Source organism: Microbacterium sp. LWH3-1.2, from assembly GCF_040675855.1.
GTDB lineage: Bacteria > Actinomycetota > Actinomycetes > Actinomycetales > Microbacteriaceae > Microbacterium.
This window is the reverse complement of record NZ_JBEGIK010000001.1, coordinates 3,235,849-3,253,040: the sequence shown is the minus strand read 5'-3', so window position 1 is coordinate 3,253,040 and position 17,192 is coordinate 3,235,849. Positions and strand designations below refer to the sequence as shown.

At 70.4% G+C, this 17,192-nt stretch carries 17 protein-coding genes and 1 tRNA gene; 14 read left to right on the top strand and 4 right to left on the bottom strand.

The window, feature by feature from the left end; genetic code table 11:
* Positions 1–19 precede the first annotated feature (19 nt).
* The 11 genes from MRBLWH3_RS15220 to MRBLWH3_RS15170 all read left to right on the top strand — a co-directional run bounded on the left by MRBLWH3_RS15220 (position 20) and on the right by MRBLWH3_RS15170 (position 10,922).
* Positions 20–688 carry an O-methyltransferase gene (locus MRBLWH3_RS15220; RefSeq protein WP_363433584.1) on the top strand — a complete coding sequence of 223 codons (669 nt, stop codon included), beginning with the start codon at positions 20–22 and terminating at the stop codon, positions 686–688.
* Positions 689–784: 96 nt separating this feature from the next.
* A complete protein-coding gene (gene eno, locus MRBLWH3_RS15215; protein ID WP_363433581.1) occupies positions 785–2,065 on the top strand; it encodes a phosphopyruvate hydratase in 1,281 nt (426 codons plus the stop codon).
* A 28-nt stretch (positions 2,066–2,093) separates the two neighbouring features.
* Positions 2,094–2,663 carry an FtsB family cell division protein gene (locus MRBLWH3_RS15210; protein ID WP_363433577.1) on the top strand — a complete coding sequence of 190 codons (570 nt, stop codon included), beginning with the start codon at positions 2,094–2,096 and terminating at the stop codon, positions 2,661–2,663.
* Positions 2,664–2,766: 103 nt separating this feature from the next.
* Positions 2,767–3,285, top strand: coding sequence for a DUF501 domain-containing protein (locus MRBLWH3_RS15205; RefSeq protein WP_363433575.1), 519 nt, complete (start codon positions 2,767–2,769; stop codon positions 3,283–3,285).
* Positions 3,282–4,559 (top strand): S8 family serine peptidase, encoded by a 1,278-nt coding sequence (locus MRBLWH3_RS15200; RefSeq protein WP_363433573.1) that lies wholly within the window; start codon positions 3,282–3,284, stop codon positions 4,557–4,559. Before MRBLWH3_RS15205 ends, MRBLWH3_RS15200 begins: the two co-directional genes overlap by 4 nt.
* A 34-nt stretch (positions 4,560–4,593) precedes the next feature.
* Entirely contained in the window at positions 4,594–6,036 is a 1,443-nt protein-coding gene (locus tag MRBLWH3_RS15195) for an NAD(P)/FAD-dependent oxidoreductase (RefSeq protein WP_363435559.1), read from the top strand.
* Positions 6,037–6,108: 72 nt separating this feature from the next.
* Positions 6,109–6,181, top strand: a tRNA-Leu gene (locus MRBLWH3_RS15190).
* 342 nt (positions 6,182–6,523) lie between these two features.
* Positions 6,524–7,753: an alanine racemase gene (locus MRBLWH3_RS15185; RefSeq protein ID WP_363433570.1), complete on the top strand. Its 1,230-nt coding sequence runs from the start codon at positions 6,524–6,526 to the stop codon at positions 7,751–7,753.
* Complete coding sequence (locus MRBLWH3_RS15180; RefSeq protein WP_363433567.1) at positions 7,750–9,063, top strand: D-arabinono-1,4-lactone oxidase; 1,314 nt, start codon at positions 7,750–7,752, stop codon at positions 9,061–9,063. The genes MRBLWH3_RS15185 and MRBLWH3_RS15180 overlap by 4 nt, the downstream gene beginning before the upstream one ends.
* Positions 9,064–9,145: 82 nt before the next feature.
* Positions 9,146–9,712: a LemA family protein gene (locus MRBLWH3_RS15175; protein ID WP_045296731.1), complete on the top strand. Its 567-nt coding sequence runs from the start codon at positions 9,146–9,148 to the stop codon at positions 9,710–9,712.
* Positions 9,713–9,827: 115 nt separating this feature from the next.
* Complete coding sequence (locus tag MRBLWH3_RS15170) at positions 9,828–10,922, top strand: DNA glycosylase AlkZ-like family protein (protein ID WP_363433565.1); 1,095 nt, start codon at positions 9,828–9,830, stop codon at positions 10,920–10,922.
* Between the two features lie 22 nt (positions 10,923–10,944).
* Here the strand turns inward: MRBLWH3_RS15170 and MRBLWH3_RS15165 are convergent, their stop codons facing one another.
* Positions 10,945–12,258, bottom strand: a complete 1,314-nt coding sequence (locus tag MRBLWH3_RS15165) for a winged helix-turn-helix domain-containing protein (protein ID WP_363433562.1) — start codon at positions 12,256–12,258, stop codon at positions 10,945–10,947.
* An 84-nt stretch (positions 12,259–12,342) separates the two neighbouring features.
* Here MRBLWH3_RS15165 and MRBLWH3_RS15160 point away from each other — a divergent pair, with 84 nt between their 5' ends.
* Positions 12,343–13,533, top strand: coding sequence for an AI-2E family transporter (locus tag MRBLWH3_RS15160; protein ID WP_363433559.1), 1,191 nt, complete (start codon positions 12,343–12,345; stop codon positions 13,531–13,533).
* 8 nt (positions 13,534–13,541) lie between these two features.
* Entirely contained in the window at positions 13,542–14,822 is a 1,281-nt protein-coding gene (gene ilvA, locus MRBLWH3_RS15155) for a threonine ammonia-lyase (RefSeq protein ID WP_363435556.1), read from the top strand.
* A 47-nt stretch (positions 14,823–14,869) separates the two neighbouring features.
* Here ilvA and greA read toward each other — a convergent pair whose 3' ends face one another.
* Positions 14,870–15,361, bottom strand: coding sequence for a transcription elongation factor GreA (greA, locus tag MRBLWH3_RS15150; RefSeq protein ID WP_116196585.1), 492 nt, complete (start codon positions 15,359–15,361; stop codon positions 14,870–14,872).
* 131 nt (positions 15,362–15,492) lie between these two features.
* Positions 15,493–15,891, bottom strand: a complete 399-nt coding sequence (locus tag MRBLWH3_RS15145; RefSeq protein ID WP_363433555.1) for a DUF4307 domain-containing protein — start codon at positions 15,889–15,891, stop codon at positions 15,493–15,495.
* 114 nt (positions 15,892–16,005) lie between these two features.
* Between MRBLWH3_RS15145 and MRBLWH3_RS15140 the strand changes: the two genes are divergently transcribed.
* Positions 16,006–16,317, top strand: coding sequence for a hypothetical protein (locus MRBLWH3_RS15140; protein ID WP_363433552.1), 312 nt, complete (start codon positions 16,006–16,008; stop codon positions 16,315–16,317).
* Between the two features lie 58 nt (positions 16,318–16,375).
* Here the strand turns inward: MRBLWH3_RS15140 and trhA are convergent, their stop codons facing one another.
* Positions 16,376–17,119: a PAQR family membrane homeostasis protein TrhA gene (gene trhA / locus MRBLWH3_RS15135; RefSeq protein WP_363433549.1), complete on the bottom strand. Its 744-nt coding sequence runs from the start codon at positions 17,117–17,119 to the stop codon at positions 16,376–16,378.
* Between the last annotated feature and the right edge of the window lie 73 nt (positions 17,120–17,192).

The following is a 17,192-nucleotide window of genomic DNA, read 5'->3' as shown; positions in this document are numbered from 1 at the left end:
CGGAGGCTTGGCTAGGGGCATGGCCGATCCCACACCCGATACGTGGCGTCGCGTCGACGCCTACCTCACCGAGACGCTCGTCGGCCACGACCCCGGTCTCGAACAGGCCGTCGACGCCCAGAACGACGCGGGGCTGCCCGCCATCGAGGTCGCGCCGGTCAACGGCAAGCTCCTGCACCTGATCGCGCGTATGTCGGGCGCCCGACGGGTGCTGGAGATCGGCACCCTCGGCGCCTACTCGACGATCTGGCTGGCGCGCGGCATCCCCGCCGGCGGGCAGGTGGTGACGATCGAGGCCGAGCCCCTCAACGCCGAGCTCGCCCGGGCCAACCTCGATCGCGCCGGCGTCGGCGACAAGGTCGAGATCCGGCTCGGTCGTGCCGCCGACGTGCTGCCGACCCTCGAAGGCGGCGACCCGTTCGATCTGGTCTTCATCGACGCCGACAAGGAGTCGAACACGATCTATCTCGACTGGGCTGCACGGCTCGGCCGCCCGGGCACGGTGGTCATGGTCGACAACACGGTCCGCGGAGGGGAGGTCGCGAACCCCGCGACCGAGAATCCCCAGATCATCGGGGTGCAGCGCGGTCTCGAGATGCTCGGCCGCGATCCGCGATTCGACGCGACCGCCCTCCAGACGCTCGACGCGAAGGGTTACGACGGGATCGCCATCGCGCTCGTCGTATGACGGATGCCACTGGCCTCGGCATCCGTCATCACTAGACTCGTGGGCGGACCGACGACGCTCCGCCGAACCACCCTCCACCAAGCAAGGAGACCCCCTGTGGCACAGATCGAGGCTGTAGGCGCCCGTGAGATCCTCGACTCGCGCGGAAACCCGACCGTCGAGGTGGAGGTGCTGCTCGACGACGGCATCGTCCAGCGCGCGGCCGTCCCCTCGGGTGCGTCGACCGGCGCTTTCGAGGCGTACGAGCTGCGCGACGGCGACAAGAGCCGCTACGGCGGCAAGGGCGTGCTGAAGGCGGTCGCGGCCGTCATCGACGAACTGGGCCCCGCGATCGAGGGCGTCGAGGCGAGCGAGCAGCGCCTCATCGATGAGATCCTCATCGCCACCGACGGCACCGAGAACAAGTCGCGCACCGGCGCGAACGCCATCCTCGGCGTCTCGCTGGCCGTTGCCAAGGCCGCCGCGGATTCGGCGGACCTCGCGCTGTTCCGCTACCTGGGCGGCCCGAACGCGCACGTCCTTCCCGTGCCGCTGTTCAACGTCATCAACGGCGGCGAGCACGCCGACAACGGCATCGACTTCCAGGAGTTCTTCCTCGCTCCGATCGGCGCCGACACGTACGCCGAATCGCTGCGCTGGGGCACCGAGGTCTACCACGTCCTCAAGGGCGAGCTGAAGGCGGCAGGGTTCGCGACCGGCCTCGGCGACGAGGGCGGCTTCGCGCCCGACCTCCCCAGCAACCGCGAGGGCCTCGACTTCCTGATCCAGGCGATCGAGAAGGCGGGCTTCACCCCCGGCGCGGACATCGCCGTCGGCCTCGACGTCGCCGCGACCGAGTTCTTCAAGGACGGCGTCTACACGGTCGAGGGCAAGCCGTGGTCGGCCGAGCAGCTGACCGACTACTTCGCCGATCTCGTCGAGAACTACCCGATCGTGACGATCGAGGACGCCCTCGCCGAGGATGACTGGGACGCCTGGAAGGCCCTCACCGACAAGATCGGCAAGAAGGTGCAGCTGGTGGGCGACGACCTGTTCGTCACGAACCCGGAGCGCCTGCAGAGGGGCATCGACCTCGGGGTCGGCAACGCGCTGCTGGTCAAGGTGAACCAGATCGGCACCCTGTCCGAGACGCTCGACGCGATCGCGCTCGCCACCCAGAACGGCTACCGCTCGATGCTGTCGCACCGTTCGGGCGAGACCGAGGACACCACGATCGCCGACCTCGCGGTCGCGGTCAACGCGGGTCAGATCAAGACCGGCGCGCCCGCCCGCAGCGAGCGCGTCGCGAAATACAATCAGCTTCTGCGCATCGAAGAGGAGCTCGGCGAGGCCGCGGTGTTCGCGGGTCGCGGAGCGTTCCCCCGATTCAAGGGCTGATGCGCTGCTGAGACGAAAGGAGGGAGCCGTGGTCAAGACGACGGCTCCCTCTCCTCGTACCCCGGGCAACGCCCGCACTCCTGCGACCGCCGCACCGCGTCGCCGGCCCGTGCCCGCACGGCGCCCGGTCGACGTGCGGGCGTGGCTCGGCGGCATCCGTCTCTCCGGCTTCATGGTCATCATGATGGGCCTGGTGGTGCTCGCGGCCTTCGTGCTCGTGCCCACGATCGGCACCTACGTCGACCAGCGCCAGCAGGTCGCCGCGCTCGAAGCGGCGGTGCAGCTCAGCCGCGACGAGGTCGCCGAGCTCGAGTCGCAGCGCGACCGCTGGCAGGACCCCGCCTACATCACGACGCAGGCGCGCGAGCGGCTGTACTACGTGAAGCCCGGCGAGGTCGTGTACCTCGTCGAGGACGATCTCCCCCCTGAGCTCGCGCCGCAGGAGCAGGACCCGGTGAGCGATGAGCTCCAGGCCGCCGACGCCGATTGGATGTCGAAGCTCGTCCGCTCGGTCACCGAGGCAGGGCTCGCGCAGACCGTGGCGCCCGTGACCGTGGGCGTGCCCGACCCGGAACCCTCGACCAGCCCGACGCCGTGAGCGACCCCCGTCGCCGGGAGGACGGCCGCGCGTGCGCTTCCCGCGCGTTCCAGGACCATCCCAGGTGGCGTCGGTAATCTGGCCACGACCAAGGAGCACCTCTGTGACGACCCCGCCGTACCCCCCTGTCAGCGACGCCGACCTGGCCGTGCTCCGCGAGCAGCTCGGTCGTCCCGCTCGCGGCGTCGTCGGCATCGCTGCACAGTGCGTCTGCGGCAATCCCACGGTCGTCGCGACATCGCCGAGGCTCCCCGACGGCACGCCCTTCCCGACGTTCTACTACCTCACCCACCCTGCCGCGACCGCTGCGATGTCGGTGCTCGAAGCCGACCACGTGATGCGGGAGCTGTCCGAGGAGCTCGCCGCCGACGACGAGGTCGCCGCGGCGTACCGGCGCGCGCACGAGGCCTACCTGCGCGACCGCGCGCAGTTCGGCGAGGTCGACGAGATCGCGGGTATCTCCGCGGGCGGCATGCCGACGCGCGTGAAGTGCCTGCATGCTCTCGCGGGTCACGCGCTCGCCGCGGGTCCTGGGGTCAACCCGATCGGGGATCGAGCCCTGGCCATGTCGACGTGGTCGCCCGAGCGCTGCGTGTGCGCGCAACCGGGATCGGGCGGATGATCAGGCGCCTCCTGGCCGGGGTCGCCGCGTCCGCCGTCGCGATGACCCTCGTCGCGGCCGCCCCCGCGACCGCTCAGGCAGCGCCCGCCGACGAAGACCCGGTACGCGCCGCCGAGTACTGGCTGACCGACTACGGCGTCGAGAAGGCGTGGCAGACCACGCGCGGCGCCGGCGTGAAGATCGCCGTCATCGACACCGGGATCGGCCGCGGACCCGTCGCCTTCGATGGTGCGGTGGCGGGCGGCACGGATGTCTCGGGCGCCGGCTCGTCCGACGGACGCACGCCCGTCGGCGCCGTGGACAAGGACCACGGCAGCTGGGTAGCCTCGCTCGCCGCGGGACGGGGCACGGGTCCCGACACGGGCATGATCGGCGTGGCGCCCGAGGCGCAGCTGCTGTCGGTATCGGTCGCGTTCGGGTCATCGGCCCAGCGTCCGTTCTCAGACCAGATCGCCGACGCGATCCGCTGGTCGGTGGACAACGGCGCCGACGTGATCAACATGTCGCTGACGACGAACGTGCCGGACTGGCCCGAGAGCTGGGACGACGCCTTCCTCTACGCGTTCGAGCACGACGTCGTGATCGTGGTGGCTGCGGGCAACCGGGGGAGCGGGACGACGCGCGTCGGCGCTCCCGCCACCATCCCGGGGGTGCTGACGGTGGGCGGCGTCGACCGGTCCGGCCGGGCCAGCGTAGATGCGTCGACGCAGGGGATCACCATCGGCGTCTCTGCGCCGAGCGAGGAGCTCGTCGGCGTCTCTGCCGACTCCACGCTGGTCTCGTGGGACGGCACGAGCGGCGCGGCGCCCATCGTCGCCGGCATCGCGGCCCTCGTGCGGGCGGCGCACCCCGAGCTCGACGCGAACAACGTCATCCACCGCATCATCAAGACCGCTCACCCTGCGGCGGGTGCGACAGACGTGCCCGACCTGCTCTACGGCTACGGGCTGGTGGACGCCGCCGCCGCCGTCGCGGCGAGCATCCCGAATGTCACCGCGAATCCGATGGGCAGCCTCGAGGACTGGGTGCGCCTGTACCGCCGGGCGCCGGTCGCTCCGGTTCCGGAGGAGTCGGCGGCGCCCGTGGAGGTGGCGCCGCTGCCGGACGCCGAACCGATGACCCGCGCCGCCTCTCCACTTCTTCCCGACCGGGATACCGTGATCTACGGCACCCTCCCGCTCCTGCTGGTCACGGCGACGGCTATACTGGTGGCGCTCGGCGTCACCGCTGCTGTCCGACGCATCCGATTGGCGTCCCGCGCGCCGAGCCGCTGACACAGGAGGAGTACTCCAAACCGTGACCAACACCGTGCCCAAGATCCTCATCGTCGGTGGCGGATACGCAGGCTTCTACACGGCCTGGAAGCTCGAGAAGCATCTGCGCAAGGGTGAGGCGGACGTGACGATCGTCGACCCGCTGCCGTACATGACCTACCAGCCGTTCCTCCCCGAGGTCGCCGCGGGCTCGATCGAGGCCCGCCACTCGGTGGTCGCGTTGCGTCGTCACCTCAAGAAGACGAACGTCGTGGCGGGCAAGGTCACCGGCATCACCCACGCCGACAAGGTCGCCACGATCACGCCGATCGCGGGCGAGCCCTATGAGCTCTCCTACGACCAGATCGTCGTCACCGCGGGTGCCGTCTCGCGCACGTTCCCCATCCCGGGGATCGCCGACAACGCGATCGGCCTGAAGACGATCGAAGAGGCCGTCGCGATCCGCGACAAGCTGATGTCGAACTTCGACAAGGCGTCGACGCTGCCCGCCGGTCCGGAGCGCGACCGCCTGCTCACCGTCGTCGTCGTCGGCGGCGGCTTCGCCGGCATCGAGGTGTTCGCCGAGCTGCGCTCGCTCGCCTCCTCGCTGGTCAAGAGCTACCCGCAGCTCACCTTCGACGACACGCACTTCCACCTCATCGAGGCGATGGGCCGCATCATGCCCGAGGTCTCACTGAAGACGAGCGAGTGGGTGCTGAAGAATCTCGCGAAGCGCGGCGCCTCGGTGCACCTCGACACGCAGGTCACGGGCGCCGTCGGCGGCAACATCGAGCTGTCGACCGGCGAGACCATCCCGAGCGACCTCATCATCTGGACCGCCGGCGTCATGGCGAACCCCACGGTGGTGCGCGGCGGCGATCTGCCCGTCGAGGAGCGCGGCCGCATCCGCACCCGTGCCGACCTGCGGGTCGGCAGCGAGGACGAGGTCGTCGAGGGCGCCTGGGCCGCCGGCGACGTGTCGGCCGTGCCCGACCTCACCGGTGGCGGCGTGGGCGGGTACTGCGTGCCCAACGCGCAACACGCCGTGCGTCAGGCGAAGCTCCTTGCGAAGAACCTGGTGGCGGTGCTCCGCGGCGAGCTGCCGCGCGAGTACATCCACAAGAACCTGGGTGCCGTCGCGGGCCTGGGCCTCTGGGTCGGCGTGTTCCAGTCGGGCAACATCGCGCTCAAGGGCTGGATCGCATGGCTCGCTCACCGCGGCTATCACGGCCTCGCGATGCCGTCGTGGGAGCGGAAGTGGCGCGTGCTGTGGGGCTGGTGGAACAACTTCTGGCTCGGCCGCGACATGGTGAACCTGTCGACCGTGCAGAACCCGCGCTACGTTTTCGAAGAATTCGCCGCGCGCCCGCGTCCGCCGCAGCCGGTCGAGGCGCCCGCCGAGAAGGCTGCTCCGGCAGCGGCTCCGGCCAAGAAGGCTCCGGCGCGCAAGGCTCCGGCGAAGGCTGCGGCCGACACGGAGAAGGTCGCCGCCAACTGACGTCGAAGGATGCCGCAGGCTCGTCTGAGAAGATGAGCCTGCGGCATTCGCGTTCCCTGCGGACGCGACCCCGCCCCCGTAGCCCAACGGCAGAGGCACGCGACTTAAACTCGCTCAAGTGTGGGTTCGAATCCCACCGGGGGTACTCCCGCCGGGCTCTCGCCTTCGCAGAGATGCCCCGATGGTCTGGGCCACTCGGCGGAAGGCTCCCCGCATGGGCGAGAACAGCACGGACCGGCAGAGCGAGCGCGATCCGCACGCCCCGACGAGCGGCTGGTGGGGGAAGTTGACGCACTGATCCTGGGCGCCCCGCGGATCGCCGTCCACGGCGCCGAGGAAGACGTCGCGCAGCAGCGCCGCCCGCGGGAAGGGCTGACCTCCGGATCGACTCGCCGCCGGCTGTGCGAACGGCCATCCACAGCCGGTCATCGGGACCGCTTCCAGCGCTTTAGGCTGGGGCGATGCGCACGCACCCGGAGCGAGCCGTATGAGTCTCGATCTGCTGTCCACCCCCACCGCGACGAAGCCGTGGGAGCACCCCGGGGCCTTCTGGGACGCGATGAGCCATGCCCTGACGGAGGTCAGCGGCCCGGTCGCCGCCATCAACGCCGACGGGCTGCGCTACAACGCGCTCGACCTCGTGGTGCGCGCCGGCGGCGTGCCGATCCGCGTCGCCAGCAAGTCGGTACGCGTGCGGGAGGTGCTCAACGCCGTCCTCGCGCTGCCCGGCTACCAGGGCATCCTCGCCTTCACGCTGCCGGAGGCCCTTTGGCTCGCCGAGACGATGGACGACATCGTGCTCGGCTATCCGACGGCCGACCGGGCCGCGATCGCGGCGCTGGCGGCCGATGAGACGGCGTCGTCGCGGATCACGCTGATGGTCGACGATCTGGCGCAGCTCGACCTCGTCGACGCTATCGCGGCACCCGGTGCGCGGCCCGAGATCCGCGTAGCCATCGACGCCGACGCCTCGTGGCGGGCACCCGCCCTCGGTCACATCGGCGTGCTGCGCTCCCCGGTGCACGACGCGGCAGAAGTGGCCGCGCTCGCGCGCTCGATCGCCGCCCGCCCCGGCTTCCGCCTCGTGGGCCTCATGATGTACGAGGCCCAGATCGCGGGGCAGGGTGACGCCACCGGATCCGGCGACGCCGCGATCCGCTGGATGCGGCGACGCTCCGCCGCCGAGCTTCTCGATCGCCGCGGCGCCATCGTCGCCTCGCTCCGCGACATCGCCCCTCTCGAGTTCGTCAACGGCGGCGGGACGGGATCGCTGGAGCTCACAGCATCCGATCAGGCGGTCACCGAGGTCACCGCCGGCAGCGGGCTGCTCGCCGGGCACCTGTTCGACGGCTATCGCGCCTTCGATCCGGCGCCGTCCGCCGCGTTCGCGTTGGAGGTCGTGCGCAAGCCGGCTCCCGACGTCGCGACGGTGCTCGGCGGCGGATGGATCGCCTCCGGGCCCGCCCTCGAGTCGCGTCAGCCCCGTGCCGTGTGGCCCGCCGGACTGCGCATGGCGCCCCGCGAGGGAGCCGGGGAGGTGCAGACGCCGCTGCGCGGCGATGCGGCCCGGGAGCTGCGGGTGGGCGACCGCGTGTGGTTCCGCCATTCCAAGAGCGGTGAGCTCGCGGAGCACGTCGATCTCTACCACGTGGTGGAGGGCGAGACCCACGTCGGGGAGGTGGCGACCTACCGCGGCGAAGGCAAGGCGTTCCTGTGACCCGCCCGGGAGCGGTGTGGCGCAACTGGAGCCGCACGGAGTCGGTGCGCCCGCAGCGCATGGAGTTCCCCCGCACCGTCGCGGCGGTGCAGCGCGCCGTCGTGACTGCGGCGGCGCAGCACATGCCGATCAAGGCGGTCGGTTCCGGTCACAGCTTCACCGGCGTCGCGGTGGCGCCCGGCGCGCTGCTGGAGCTCCGCGACCTCAGCGGGCTCGTCTCGGTCGACGTCGACCGCGCCCGGGTGACGCTTCTCGCGGGCACGCGCCTGCACGAGATCCCGTCGCTCCTCGCCCCGTTCGGCCTCGCGATGGAGAACCTCGGCGACATCGACCGTCAGTCCATCGCCGGGGCGATCTCCACCGGTACGCATGGCACGGGGGAGCGGTTCACCGGCATCGCGGGCCAGGTCGTCGGCGCGACCCTGGTCACCGCGGCCGGCGACCTGTTCAGCGTGAGCGAGGATGAGAATCCCGAGCTGGTACCGGCGGTCGCTCTCGGGCTCGGCGCCCTCGGCATCCTCGTCGAGGTCACACTGCAGTGCGTGCCGGCGTTCGTCCTGCACGCCGTCGAGCAGTCCGAGGATCTCGCCGAGGTCCTCGGTGCGCTCGACGAACGCGCGGCGGCGGCCGATCACTTCGAGTTCTACTGGTTCCCGCACACCGACCGAGCGATGACCAAGACCAACATGCGGCTCCCCGAGAGCGCGCCGCGGCATCCGCTTCCCGCTGTCGGCAAGTGGATCGACGACACGCTCGTCGGCACCGGCGCCCACCAGGTCGCCTGCGCGGCCGGCGCGACGATCCCGGCCCTGGTGCCGCCGATCAACCGGCTCTCGGCGAAGATCTGGGGCAATCGGGAGTTCACGGATGCCTCGGCCCGCGTCTTCGCGACCCACCGGTCGGTGCGGTTCCGCGAGATGGAGTACGCGGTGCCGGTGGAGAACCTGCGGCCCGCGTTCGAATCGATGCGCGCCTTGATCGACGAGCGCGGCTGGCGGATCGGCTTCCCGATCGAAGTGCGGGTCGCGGCCGCCGACGATCGGTGGCTGTCGACGGCCTACGGCCGCGATTCCGGGTACATCGCGGTGCACCGGTACTGGCGGGAGGACCCGACGGAGTACTTCGAGGGGGTCGAGGAGATCATGCTCGGCTTCGACGGTCGACCTCACTGGGGGAAGATGCACACCCTCGGTGCCGACCAGCTGCGGGCGCGCTACCCGCGCTTCGACGACTTCGTCGCACTGCGCGACCGCCTCGACCCGGAGCGGCTGTTCCGCAACCCGTATCTCGATCGCGTGCTCGGTGGGTAACGGCTGAGAGTCGGGGAATACCCCACATGCGACGGGGTTTCGCGTCGGTAGGATGAGGTCACTATCGAACGGAGCCTCGGCAATGGAATGGCTGATCCCAGTCCTGATCGTGTTGGCGCTCGTCGTCATCGTCGGCATCTATCTCTGGGCGACCTACAATTCGCTCGTCCAGCTGAATGTGCGGGTGGATGAGGCGTGGAGCGACATCACCGTGCAGCTCAAGCGTCGGGCCGATCTGCTTCCGAACCTCATCGAGGCCGTGAAGGGCTACGCCGCCCACGAGAAGGCCGTCTTCGAGAACGTCACGAGAGCGCGTGCCGAGACGCTGTCGGCATCGGGGCCCGCTGAGGCCGGCGTCGCCGAGGGGCACCTTCAGCAGGCGCTGAAGTCGCTGTTCGCGGTCGCCGAGGCCTATCCGCAGCTGCAGGCGAGCCAGAACTTCCTGCAGCTGCAGCAGTCGATCGTCGATACCGAAGACAAGATCCAGGCGTCGCGCCGGTTCTACAACGGCGGTGTGCGCGAGCTCAACACGAAGATCAAGGTCTTCCCGAACAACCTGTTCGCGCGCAACCTCGGCTTCCATGAGCGCGAGTTCTTCGAGGTCATCGATGGCGCCGCGATCTCGGAGCCGCCGCGCGTGCAGTTCTGACGCGACTCGAATCAATGCGAGCGCCAGCGAGCGTTGATGCGAGTCGGGTCAAGGTTGAGCGAGCGACGTGAGTCGGACCCCCACCCACGTCGGACACCGGCGATAGCGTCGGAGAATGGTCCATCGACTCAGCCGCGAGGACGCCTGCCGCATCGCGCTGCGCGGGCAGTTGCTGACCGCTGAGAGGCCCGCGGGCATCGTCGAGACGATCGACGCGCTGACGGTCGTCAACATCGAGCCGACCGCGGCGATCGCCCCGAGCGCGGACCTCATCCTGTGGAGTCGACTCGGATGGCCGTATCAGCCGGCCGACCTCGAGCGCCTGTTCGAGGAGGACCGCGCGATCTTCGAGTGGGGCGGTTTCTATCGCGCCATGACCGATCTCGCCCTTCTCATTCCCGAGATGAGGCGCCGCCCCGAGTCGGCGCAGGCGCGGGAGTGGCTCGCCGCGAACGACGTGTTCCGTCGGGAGGTGCTCGCGCGGCTGCGTGCCGAAGGCCCGTTGCGGGCCGCCGAGATCCCTGACACGGCGCAGGTGTCGTGGCGGTCGTCGGGCTGGACGAACAACCGCAACTCGATGCAGCTCCTCGAGATGCTCGTGCTGTGCGGCGATGTGGCGGTCTCGTCACGGGATGCTGGGGGCCGCCTGTTCGACGTCGCCGAGCGCGTGTACCCGTCCGACGTGCCGCAACTGACCGCAGAGGACGCCGCCCGCGAGCGTGCGGAGCGCCGACTGGCAACGCTGGGGATAGCCCGGGTCAAGAGCGTCGCACAGCCCTTCGAGCCGATCGACGTCGGCGAGATCGGTGAGGAGGCGGAGGTCGAGGGCGTCGACGGCTCGTGGCGGGTCGATCCCGGCGCCCCGGCCGGCGCTGACGCGTTCGTCGGTCGCACGGCGCTGCTGTCACCCTTCGACCGTGCCGTGTTCGACCGGCGCCGGCTCGAGGAGCTGTTCGGCTACGAGTACGTACTCGAGATGTACAAGCCCGCGGGGAAGCGCCGGTGGGGCTATTTCGCGCTGCCGATCCTCCACGGGGACCGATTCGTCGGCAAGCTCGACGCCAAGGCCGATCGCAAGGCGGGTGTGCTCCGCGTGCACGCCGTCCACGAGGACGAGCGGTTCACCGAGGAGGTAAGGGAGTCGGTGGAGGCCGAGATCCAGGATCTCGCGCGCTGGCTGGGGCTCGAGGTGGCCGGCCCGGGCGCCTGAGGCCGGCGGTCGCCCGGCCGGATCAGCCGGTCAGCTCTGCGACGTCGAGGTCGCGCGCGTCCGACACGGGTTCGTCCGAGGCGAGAGGCATCGGCTCCGCCGGACCCGCGTCGTGACGCGCCGTCGCGGGCATCACGCGTGCGAGGTCCTCGGTCGCGTCACCCCAGCGGGAGATCGAGATCGACTCGAGCCCCTGCCAGGCGGCGGCGAGCCGAAGCTCGTCTGCGAGGCGGGGTGCGGCGTCGGCGGGCCTGCCGTGCTCCCACCACGCTGACTGGACGAGCAGCGTCGAGGCCGCGCGGTCGGCCTTGAGGTCGACGCGGCCGACGACATCGTCGCCGATGAGGACGGGCAGCGAGTAGTAGCCGAACCGGCGCCGCGGCGCGGGAGTGTAGATCTCGATGCGGTACTCGAAGTCGAAGAGCCGCTCGGCGCGGTCGCGGAACCACACCACCGGATCGAACGGCGTCAGGATCGCCGAGGCGTCCACCTTTCGCGGAACGACGGCGTCGGCATGCAGCCATGCCTTCGCCGGGCGCCCCGCGGCGGTCCATCCCTCGACGGTCACCGGGTGCAGTTCGCCGGCGTCGACGAGGTCTCCGAGGGCCGTCGTCACGGCTGTGCGGTCGGCGATGCGCCAGTAGTCGGCGATGTCCGCGGCGCTGGCGACACCGTAGGCGCGCGCCGCGCGTCTCACGAGCTCCCGCACGGCCTCGTCACGGGGGATCGGCGCCTCGAGCACATGGCGGGGGATCACCTGCTCGGCGAGGCCGTACCGCCGCTCGAAGCCGCGGCGACCCGCGATAGCCACCTCTCCGAACATCCACATGTACTCGAGCGCCCGCTTGACGACATCCCAGTCCCACCAGGGACCCCGTGCGCTCTCCTTTGCGTCGTGCTCGATCTGCGCCGGGCGCAGCGGGCCGCGGGCGGCGAGCTCGGCGCGCACCCAGTCGACGATGTCGCGATTCGCGTCGAACCAGCCACCGGGCTTGCTGCCGTACTTCGCACGCAGCGCCTGCATGCGGAAGTCGAACAGCCCCCAGTCTTCGGCGGGGATGAACGCGGCCACGTGCGCCCAGTACTCGACGTACGGGGAGCGGTGGGCGAACAGCAGACGGTCGAGCGCGGCGGTGTCGTAGGCGCCGACGCGCGAGAACAGCGGCATGTAGTGGGAACGGGCGAAGACGTTGACCGAGTCGATCTGCAGCGTCGCCATGCGCGCGAGCGCGCCGTTGAGCTGCCGGGTGCCGGCCGCGGACGGGCGGGGCCGTCCGAATCCCTGGGCGGCCAGTGCCACGCGGCGCGCTTCGGCGGCGCTGAGTGAGGACTTCACGGGCGCCAGCGTAGCCGCAGCCTCCGACATCGCAGCGCCGCCGTTCATGACCGGCGCGGAATGCGACGCGCCTAGACTGGCCCAATGAGCGGCTCCGACGAAAAGCCCCGCGGCTCCCTCTTCGACGCCGTCCGCGACCGCAGCCGGGTCGTCTCCACCGAGACGTCTGCTTCGGTGCCGCGTGGCCTCAGAGTCGCCACCGCTTACTCGTGGCGTCTGATCGTCGTCGCGGCGGCGATCGGCGTCGGCGTGTGGCTCGTGATCCAGCTGAAGCTGCTCGTGATCCCGCTCCTGATCGCGATCCTCATCACCGCCCTCCTGTGGCCGGCGTTCGCGTGGATGCTCCGACGTCGCGTGCCGCGCTGGCTGGCCATCGTCATCTGCGTGGTGGGCACCATCGCGATCGTCACGGGACTGCTGTGGCTCGTCGTGTGGCAGATCATGCAGCAGTGGGATTCGGTGCAGGCGAGCACGGTGGCCGCGATCGAGCGGTTCCGGCAGTATCTGATCGACGGCCCGCTGCACCTCAGCGAGGATCAGATCGACGACCTGCTCGCGCAGGGCTGGGCATTCGTGCAGCAGCAGGCCGAGCTGCTGTGGTCGGGGGCGCTCGCCATCGGGTCCACGATCGGCCACGTCGTCACCGGCGCGGTGCTCGCGTTCTTCATCCTGCTGTGCCTGCTCGCCGACGGTACGGGCATCTGGCGCTGGACCCTGCGGCTGTTCCCGAAGAAGGCGCGCCCCGCCGCCGACGGCGCCGGCCGAGCCGGTTGGATCACCGTCGTCAACTACGCGCGCACGCAGCTGCTGGTTGCGACCATCGACGCCATCGGAATCGGCCTCGGTGCAGCCCTGCTCGGAGTGCCCCTCGCGATCCCCGTCGCCGTCCTGGTCTTCCTCGGCGCGTTCGTCCCGATCGTCGGTGCGGTCGTCACGGGAACGGTCGCGGTCTTCCTCGCGCTCGTCTACAACGGTCCGTGGATCGCGCTCTGGATGCTCGTGGTCGTCCTCGGGGTGCAGCAGCTGGAGGGGCACGTGCTCCAGCCGCTCCTCATGGGCTCGGCCGTCAAGGTCCACCCGCTCGCCGTCGTGCTCGTCGTGGCCGGCGGTGCCATGATCGCCGGCATTCCGGGCGCCCTCTTCGCCGTGCCGCTGGCCGCGTTCGTGAACGTCGTCGCGGTCTACCTTGCCCAACGCGCGTGGGAGACCGGCGCCAGACCCACCGGGGATCTCATCTGGAGCACCGTTCCCCGGCAGAGGAGAGTCCGTTCGTGACCACCGCAATGTCATCCGCCGACCAGGTGTCCGAGGCCGCCGCCACTGCGGCGTCGCACACGTCGGCCGTGCCGACGCTCGCCGACTTCGAGGATGCTGCGGCCACCCTCGAGGGGGTCATCTCGCACACGCCGCTCGACGCCTCTCAGCACCTGACGGACGTCCTCGGCGTGCCGGTGCATCTCAAGCTCGAGAACCTGCAGCGCACTGGGTCGTTCAAGATCCGCGGCGCGACCTACCGCCTCTCACGCCTGACCGCAGAGGAACGCGCGCGGGGCGTCGTCGCGGCCTCCGCCGGCAACCACGCCCAGGGCGTGGCGCTCGCGGCCAAGGCTCTCGGCATCCACGCGACGATCTTCATGCCCCTCGGCGTACCGGTGCCCAAGCTCCTCGCCACGCGGGGGTACGGCGCCGACGTCGTCTTGGAGGGCGCCACGGTCGAGACGCCGCTGCGACTCGCGGCGGAGTTCGCCGAGCGCACGGGCGCCGTCTTCATCCACCCGTTCGACCACCACGACGTCATCGCCGGTCAAGGGACGCTGGGCCTCGAGCTCATGGACGAGCTGCCCGACCTCGACACGATCGTCCTCGGCATCGGCGGGGGCGGACTGGTCGCCGGCGTCGCTGCGGCCGTCAAGGCCCGTGCCGCGGCGGAGGGCCGCACGGTGCGCGTGATCGGGGTGCAAGCGGAGAATTCCGCGGCTTATCCGGCGTCGCTTCAGGCGGGGCATCCGCTGGAGGTCCCCACGTCGCCGACGATCGCCGACGGCATCGCGGTGGCCCGGCCGGGAGACCTGCCCTTCGAGATCGTCCGCGACCTCGTCGACGAGGTCGTGACGGTGAGCGAGGACGACATCGCCCGCGCCCTCCTCGTGCTGCTCGAGCGTGCCAAGCAGGTGGTGGAGCCGGCAGGCGCCGTGGGCGTGGCGGCGATCCTGGCGGGCAAGGTCGTCGCGACCGGCCCGACGGTGACGGTTCTCTCGGGCGGCAATATCGACCCGCTGCTGCTGCAGCGCGTCGTCGCGCATGGCCTCGCGGCATCCGGTCGATATATGACGCTGCGCATCCCGCTGCCGGATCGTCCCGGCCAGCTCGCGCGGGTGTCAGAGCTGCTGGCGATCGCCGGCGCGAACGTCATCGAGGTGCTGCACACACGCCACGGCCAGGGGATCCAGATCAGCGAGGTGATCCTGCAGCTCAGCGTCGAGACGCGCGGCGAGGAGCACCGCGCGCACGTCATCTCCGTGCTCGAGGACGCGGGCTACGCGCCCACGGTCGTTCCGGACTAGCGAAGGCCGCCCGGTGGCCTCAGGCGAGTCCCTGAGGCCGCTCCGAGTCACTGACCGTTGTAGGTCTCGACCTTGACGATCTCGACAGCGATCTCGCGGCCGTTGGGCGCGGTGTACGAGGTCTTCTCGCCCTCCTTGCGGCCGAGGATCGCCACGCCCAGGGGCGAGGCCTCGCTGTAGACATCGAGTTCGGAGCCGACGGCGATCTCGCGGTTGCCGAGCAGGAAGACCTCTTCGCCGCCCGCCACGATCGCGGTGATGACGGTGCCGGGTTCGACGACACCGCTGCTCTCGGGCGCCTCGCTGACGGTCGCGGTCTTGAGCAGGTGCTGAAGCGTGCGGATGCGCGCCTCCTGCTTGCCCTGCTCGTCCTTGGCGGCGTGGTAGCCGCCGTTCTCCTTGAGGTCGCCTTCTTCGCGCGCGGCCTCGATGCGCTTGGCGATCTCCTCGCGGCCGGTGGTCGAGAGGTGCTCGAGTTCGGCGGCCAGGCGATCGTAGGCGTCCTGGGTGAGGAAGGTCACGGGGGCGTCGGTGGACACGGCTGACTCCTTCATTGGGCCCGCGGCCGACCGGAGCGGTGCGGGCATAAACCGAACGCCCCGGCTCACGGCCAGGGCGCGATTGTGCTGATGTCCCGCCAGACTACGTCACGGCGTCTGTTCGGACAAACTCAGCCGGGCAGCACCCAGCACGAGTTGACGAAGCCGGTGGTGGCGAGCGCAGTCGTCGGGATCGCCTCGCGGAACGCGCGCGCGTGGAGCTCGGATGCCGGCAGTTCGACGACCCGCCAGCCCACCACGCCGTGCTCCTGGTCCTGCGCCTCGATCGCGCAGGCGACCGCGGCCCCGGGCGGACTGCTGATCTGGAATCCGAGCATCACGGAGTGCTCGTCGACGACTTCGAACGAGGTCGTGTCGGCGTCGACGGAGTCGAGCGACCCGCGCACCGTGAACCAGCCGAAGAGGCCCACGAGGCCGATCGTGACGGCGATGCCGGCCCCGATGAGCCACCCGCGCGCGGGGGAGCGGCGACGGCCGTAGCGCTCGTCGAGCATGTCCTGGGTGGTCACGCCGCTCCTTCGGGCTCGTCGGGTCGCATCGGAAGATTAGGCTGGAACCCCAGGCTATGCGCTCGCGCGCGCCCCCGACGACACCGCCCGCCCCGCGGGCAGAGCGAGGAACCCATGCAGCACGCGATCGCCGGGATCCTTCCCACCGCGACGACTCCCACGCCGACTCCCACGCCCGCGGTCGACCCGAACCTCGTGAGCCCGGGGGTCGTGGGATTCCTCTTCACCGCGCTGATCGCGATCGCCGTCATCTTCCTGATCTGGGACATGATGCGCCGCATCCGCCGCGGCCGTGTGCGCGCCGACATCCAGGAGCAGCTGGACGCGGAGGAGCAGGCAGCGCGAGCCACGGAGGCGACCGAGGTCGACGACCAGAGCATCGATCCGGCGGCCGACGACGGCCGCGGCGAGACACCCAAGGCCTGAGGACCCGAACGCATCGAGGGGCGACGGATGCTGCGGCCCGCAGCATCCGTCATCGTCCTCAGCCCGGGAGCCCCAGCGACGGAGAGTACGGGTGCAGCGCGATGATGAGGCACGCCGTCCAGTGGCAGAGGAACGCCAGCACGGTGCACACGTGGAAGATCTCGTGGAACCCGAAGTGGCCGGGCCACGGATTCGGGCGCTTCAGCGCATAGATGACCGCGCCGACCGTGTAGAGGATGCCGCCCACGGCCACGAGAACCATCATGGCCGCGCTGGCCTGGAACAGCGGCACGATGTACATGACCGCCGCCCATCCGAGGAGGAGATACAGGGCGACGTAGAGCCAGCGCGGGGCGTTGATCCAGAAGATGCGGAAGAGGATGCCGAGGAGGGCGCCGCTCCAGACGAGGACCAGCAGCAGCGCTCCCTGCTGCGGCGGCAGCGCGAGCACCGCGATCGGGGTGTAGGTGCCGGCGATCAGCAGCAGGATGTTCGCGTGGTCGATGCGCTTCAGGATCGCCTTGGTCTTCGGCTTCCAGTCGAACCGGTGGTAGAGCGCGGAATTGCCGAACAGCAGGAGCGACGTGGCCATGAACACCGCGGACGCCCATTTGGCCGGAGCGCCCTGCGCGAGCACGATGAGCACGATGCCTGCCGCGATCGCGATGGGGAAGGTCGCCGCGTGGATCCAGCCGCGCCAGCTGGGCTTGAGATCGTGCGTCGCGGCGTCGACCGCCGCGGCATCCATCAGCGGCAGTACGGGGACCTCGGGGGCCCGGGGGATGCTGCGACGGCGGCTCATGTCCTAAGCGTAGAGGGCCGCGCATGCCGAGAGGGGAACATACTCAGTCCCACTGACGATGGGACTGAGTCCC